The 5,202-nt window shown below is 55.6% G+C and carries 6 protein-coding genes and 1 tRNA gene; 5 read left to right on the top strand and 2 right to left on the bottom strand.

The window, feature by feature from the left end:
- Positions 1–76: 76 nt before the first annotated feature.
- Positions 77–415 (top strand): hypothetical protein, encoded by a 339-nt coding sequence (locus tag FN633_RS08700; protein ID WP_154057436.1) that lies wholly within the window; start codon positions 77–79, stop codon positions 413–415.
- On the opposite strand, the gene FN633_RS08695 is transcribed toward FN633_RS08700, so the two are convergent.
- Both FN633_RS08695 and FN633_RS08690 read right to left on the bottom strand, forming a co-directional pair.
- A complete protein-coding gene (locus FN633_RS08695) occupies positions 412–825 on the bottom strand; it encodes a bleomycin resistance protein (protein ID WP_243731487.1) in 414 nt (137 codons plus the stop codon). The genes FN633_RS08700 and FN633_RS08695 overlap by 4 nt on opposite strands.
- A gap of 153 nt (positions 826–978) precedes the next feature.
- Positions 979–1,055, bottom strand: a tRNA-Arg gene (locus FN633_RS08690).
- 227 nt (positions 1,056–1,282) lie between these two features.
- Here FN633_RS08690 and folD point away from each other — a divergent pair.
- The 4 genes from folD (at position 1,283) to malI (ending at position 5,179) form a co-directional block, all read left to right on the top strand.
- A complete protein-coding gene (folD, locus tag FN633_RS08685; protein ID WP_042391742.1) occupies positions 1,283–2,149 on the top strand; it encodes a bifunctional methylenetetrahydrofolate dehydrogenase/methenyltetrahydrofolate cyclohydrolase FolD in 867 nt (288 codons plus the stop codon).
- A gap of 1 nt (position 2,150) precedes the next feature.
- Complete coding sequence (gene ybcJ / locus FN633_RS08680; protein WP_042391741.1) at positions 2,151–2,363, top strand: ribosome-associated protein YbcJ; 213 nt, start codon at positions 2,151–2,153, stop codon at positions 2,361–2,363.
- A gap of 210 nt (positions 2,364–2,573) precedes the next feature.
- On the top strand, positions 2,574–4,073 hold the full coding sequence (locus FN633_RS08675) for a PTS transporter subunit EIIC (protein WP_042391739.1): 1,500 nt from the start codon (positions 2,574–2,576) through the stop codon (positions 4,071–4,073).
- An 89-nt stretch (positions 4,074–4,162) separates the two neighbouring features.
- Entirely contained in the window at positions 4,163–5,179 is a 1,017-nt protein-coding gene (gene malI / locus FN633_RS08670; RefSeq protein WP_154057435.1) for a Mal regulon transcriptional regulator MalI, read from the top strand.
- Positions 5,180–5,202: the final 23 nt, after the last annotated feature.

Genomic DNA, 5,202 nt, shown 5'->3' with positions numbered 1-5,202 from the left:
GTGATTACCGTAGTCCTTCTGTTTAAGCAGAGGCGCTATACTACCGACTCAATTTTTTACGGCTGCCGTTACTGATATGAAAAAAGTTAAACCCCTCACCGTTATTTTACTCGTTGCCGTTATTGCGCTGCTAGCCTGGTGGCTGGTTCCGCACTATAGCGATGAAGACAAGGCCTGGTACGCTTCCGTGCTTTGCACCGTGAAAAGCAGCTCGCCCACGGCTGGACTGACCGAGATGGAGCAGATGATTGAGGGGGGCAATTCGGATTATGCGTTGAAGAAAACCCATTTCTCTTCATCGCTGGGCAAAGCCCTGCTTCACGCCTGGGATCAGCTCAGTGCGGCAGAGAAGCAGCACGCGGTAGATACGCCAAAAAGCTGTTCAGAGCTGCTGCTGGGCAGGATAAACGGCTAGTCGAGGTACTGGCTGAAGCGCAGAAGATAGCCATCAGGATCCTGAACCAGAAACTCCCGCTGACACGCCTCCGTGTCGCCTGTGCTGTAGACGTTGTCGCGAAGGGGGCGATATAGCGCAACGCTATTGGCCTGCAGGCGGGAGAGGATTGGATCGACATCGTCCACTTCGATTTGGAAGTTCACGCCACGTCCCAGAGGCCGCACGAGTTCCGCCGTATTCCAGCCGCCGTCGTGATACTGCTCCAGCATCAGCTGCGCCTCGCCCATGCACACATAGGCAAACTCCGGGTCGTAACGTCTAATCATGATGGAAAAGCCGAGGACCTCGACGTAAAAATGCAGCGAGGCGGGAAAATCCATTACGGTCAGTTCGGGAACCATGCGGTTCCAGTAGGTTTGAACGGTCATTGTTAGCCCTTGAAAAGCAAATAAGCCCACCTTGCACCTAATAACTTCAGCGAGTCTACCCAAAATAGGTGTGGCTTTTAGTAACAATGACTCAAAGATGACACAGAAAGAGAGGTAGTTCGAACTAAAAATTCGTAACTTATTGAATACTAATGGCACGCCCTACAGGATTCGAACCTGTGACCTACGGCTTAGAAGGCCGTTGCTCTATCCAGCTGAGCTAAGGGCGCATTGCGCGAGATGCCCCACCTAAACGGTGGAAACGCCTGGGATTATACGGTCAACGCCCGTTGAGTCAATGGCTTTGGCGTCAGATGCTGGTGAAATGAGCATCGAGCCGCACTTTACGTCCCCTCGCCGTGCGAATAATGCAAACGTTAACTGACAGCGCGGCGCGCTTCTGACACACTATACACAATCCCCTCTACTTCAATTTACAGATGGAATCTTCTCTCTGATGGTAGCAAAGATTATTGATGGTAAAACGATTGCGCAGCAGGTGCGCTCTGAGGTTGCGGAAAAAGTGAAGGCCCGCGTTGCGGCAGGATTTCGCGCCCCTGGGCTGGCCGTTGTGCTGGTGGGTAGCAACCCTGCATCGCAGATATACGTGGGCAGCAAACGCAAAGCCTGTGAAGAGGTGGGCTTTATCTCCCGCTCTTACGATCTGCCGGAAACCACCAGCGAAGCCGAACTGCTGACCCTGATCGACACGCTTAACGCCGACGGTGAGATTGACGGCATTCTGGTTCAGCTGCCGCTGCCGGCAGGTATCGATAACGTGAAGGTGCTGGAACGTATATCGCCGGATAAAGACGTTGATGGCTTCCACCCCTATAACGTTGGCCGCCTGTGCCAGCGTGCGCCGCGTCTGCGCCCCTGTACGCCGCGTGGCATCGTGACCCTGCTGGAGCGCTACAACATCGATACCTACGGCCTGAACGCCGTGGTGATTGGCGCATCCAATATCGTCGGCCGCCCGATGAGTATGGAGCTGCTGCTGGCAGGTTGCACCACCACTGTTACCCACCGCTTCACCAAAAACCTGCGCCAGCACGTTGAGAACGCCGATCTGCTGATCGTCGCCGTGGGCAAACCGGGCTTTATTCCTGGGGAGTGGATCAAAGAGGGTGCGATCGTCATTGACGTGGGCATCAACCGTCTTGAGAGCGGCAAAGTGGTCGGCGATGTGGTGTATGAAGACGCCGCCTCGCGTGCCGCCTATATCACCCCCGTTCCGGGCGGCGTAGGCCCGATGACCGTCGCAACGCTGATTCAGAATACGTTGCAGGCGTGCGAAGAGTATCACGACGTAAAGGAAGCATAAGATGGCAACGTTCTCATTAGGTAAACATCCGCACGTTGAGCTGTGCGATCTGCTGAAACTGGAAGGCTGGAGCGAAAGCGGTGCACAGGCGAAGAATTTTATTGCCGATGGCCTGGTCAGCGTCGATGGCGCGGTAGAAACCCGCAAGCGCTGCAAGATTGTGGCAGGACAAACGGTCACGTTTAACGGTCAAAGTATCACTGTAACTGATTAATCCCGCCTTAATGGCCCTTGACTCATAAGGGCCATTGCTCGATCCACATCAAAGAATAACAAATTCGTCTGACTTCCCAACAGATTTCTGTTGCGGCCCGCCATGGCTTAAATCACGATAAGTAAAACGTTCTACTAAAACGTTCTACTTATAATTCTACTAACAACAACTACGCCATCACCAGGGTTTCTATAATTAGGGGAAAACCGCATGAGTCTGCTGTCGGGGTTCGTAAAATCGCTCTCGAAGTTATCAATGATTGGCCGCGCATTGATGCTGCCAATCTCACTATTGCCTGCCGCAGGTCTGCTGCTGGCGTTTGGCGATAAGTTTCACCTGCCGCTGATGATGAACGCCGGTGGGGTTATCTTTGATAACTTACCGCTGCTGTTTGCCATCGGCTCTGCGGTAGGCCTGGCGTCAGAGTCCGGCATTGCCGCGCTTTCGGCGGCGGTCTCGGTGTTTATCACTAACATGACCATCGGCACGGTGCTGTCGATTACCCCAGAGATGGCCTCCCAGGGCGGAAAGTATGCCATGGTGGTCGGCATCCCGACGTTGCAGATGGGCGTCTTTGGCGGCCTGATCTGCGGCATCCTGGCCGCATGGTGCTATAACCGCTTCCACACTATGCAGCTGCCGGAATTCCTCGGCTTCTTCTCCGGTAAACGCTTTGTGGCGATTGCTACCGCCTTCCTGTCGTTCCTGCTCGGCCTGCTGCTGCCTTACGTCTGGCAGCATATCCAGGCGGGTATCGATGCGCTCTCAGTAGTGGTAAACGGCGATAATCAGGCCGCGTCGACCTTTATCTTTGGACTGGTGGAACGTGCGCTGATCCCGCTCGGCCTGCACCACATCTGGTATCCATCATTCTGGTACTCGTTTGGCGACTACACTACTCAGGCGGGCCAGGTTATTCACGGCGACCAGACCATTTGGTTCAAAATGTTGGAAGAAGGTGCTAAATCGTTCAGCAGCGACACCTACCAAAACGCCGGTAAGTTCATGCAGGGCGAGTTCCCTCTGATGCTGTTTGCGCTGCCGGCGGCCTGTCTGGCGATGTACCATGAGGCGCATACTCGTAACAAAAAGATCGCTTCCGGGATTCTCTTCTCCGCCGCGCTGACCTGCTTCCTGACCGGGATCACCGAGCCGGTTGAGTTTACCTTTATCTTCGTTGCACCGGTGCTCTACGTCTTTAACGCCATCATGGCCGGGCTGTCGTATATGTGCATGTATCTGCTCCATGCGCACATCGCGAAATCCTTCTCGGCGGGCCTGATCGACTATATCTCGTTCGGTATTCTGCCGTCGTTTAACGGCTACCAGACCAACTTCCTGAACGCAATTATCGTCGGCATCCCGATGGGGCTGATCTACTACTTCACCTTCCGCTTTGTGATCCGCCGCTTCGACGTGAAAACGCCGGGCCGTACCGAAGTGACCGCTAACGTTAACGATAAAACCGATGACGAACTGGCGACCGAGATCGTGGCCCTGCTGGGCGGCGCGCAAAATATCAGCTCGGTAGGCTCCTGCATCACCCGCCTGCGCCTCGAAGTGGCGAAGAGTGAGCTGGTGGACAAGGACGGCCTGAACGGCGTCGGTGCACGCGGCGTGGTGTTCGTTGGTGATAACGGTATTCAGGTGATTTTCGGCGCGCGAGCGCAGTTTATCGCCCAGACCATGTCGGGCATGATCGGCAAGTAACCTGACGCTGTTAAGGTGATAAGGTCTCCTGTATCGTACAGGAGACTTTTCATCGTTGACTGCATAGCCGTTAAGTTCAGGGAGTGGATTTGAAGAAGGTTAGCATTATTGATGTCGCGAAGCTGGCGGGCGTCTCCGTCTCCACCGTTTCGTTGGTGCTTCGCCAAAAAGGAAAAATATCGACCGCCACAATTGAAAAAGTGCAGCAGGCGATCGACACGCTCGGCTACGTCCACAACGTGGCGGCAGCCAATCTCCGGGCCAATACCTCTAACCTGATTGGCCTGATCCTGCGTGACTTTAGCGACAGCTTCTCGGTGAAGGTTATGGCCAGCACCGTGCTGGAGCTGGAGAAGCAGGGCTACATGGTCTTTCTCAGCCAGCCTCTCAACGATAGCGACAGCCTTGAGCGCTGCCTGCTCTCGTTTAAGCAGCAGGGTGTGGCTGGCGTGATCTACCTCGCCTCCGATGCTACCACCTCTCGTCTGCCTACGCCGATCCGCACCTGCCCTCTGCCACTGGTTGTGGTATCGCAATCCCTGCTGGAGGAGGAGTGCAACCTGGTGATGCGCGATAACCGCCAGGCCGCCAGCCTCGCCACTCGCTACCTGATCGAGCGCGGCCACCGCAGCATCGCCTACATTGGCGGCACGGAGAACAGCCTGATCCGCCAGCAGCGGCTGGCCGGTTTTCGCAGCGCGCTGACCCAGTACGGGTTAGTCACTCGGGAAGAGTCGACCCCGGCCTGCATGGAGGGGACCCACGCGGCGAGCCACGCGACCCGGCAGCTGCTGGAGAAGAACAACACCATCACCGCCCTGCTCTGCCACTCGCCTGATGCCATGATCGGCTCGCTCTCCGGCATTCATCATGTAGGACGTACGGTAGGGAAAGATGTGTTTCTGACGCAGCAGGTGGCGCTGATAGGTTTCGAAGATATGCTGCACGTGAACTTAACGTCGCCCTCGTTTACCTACGTATCGTCGGCAAGCGAGGAGACCGGACGCCAGGCGGCGTCGCTGATGATCCGCAAAATCAAAGAGCCGGATCTGCTGACCCAGCGCATCACCCTCTCGGGACAGCTGGTGACGCGCGAGTCAGCATAAGATAGAGGGATTGCAGACCATGT

Origin of the sequence: Pseudescherichia vulneris (assembly GCF_902164725.1) — a bacterium.
GTDB classification, from domain to species: Bacteria; Pseudomonadota; Gammaproteobacteria; order Enterobacterales; family Enterobacteriaceae; genus Pseudescherichia; species Pseudescherichia vulneris.
Note: the sequence above shows the minus strand (reverse complement) of the source record. Positions and strands in the feature narration are given on the sequence as shown.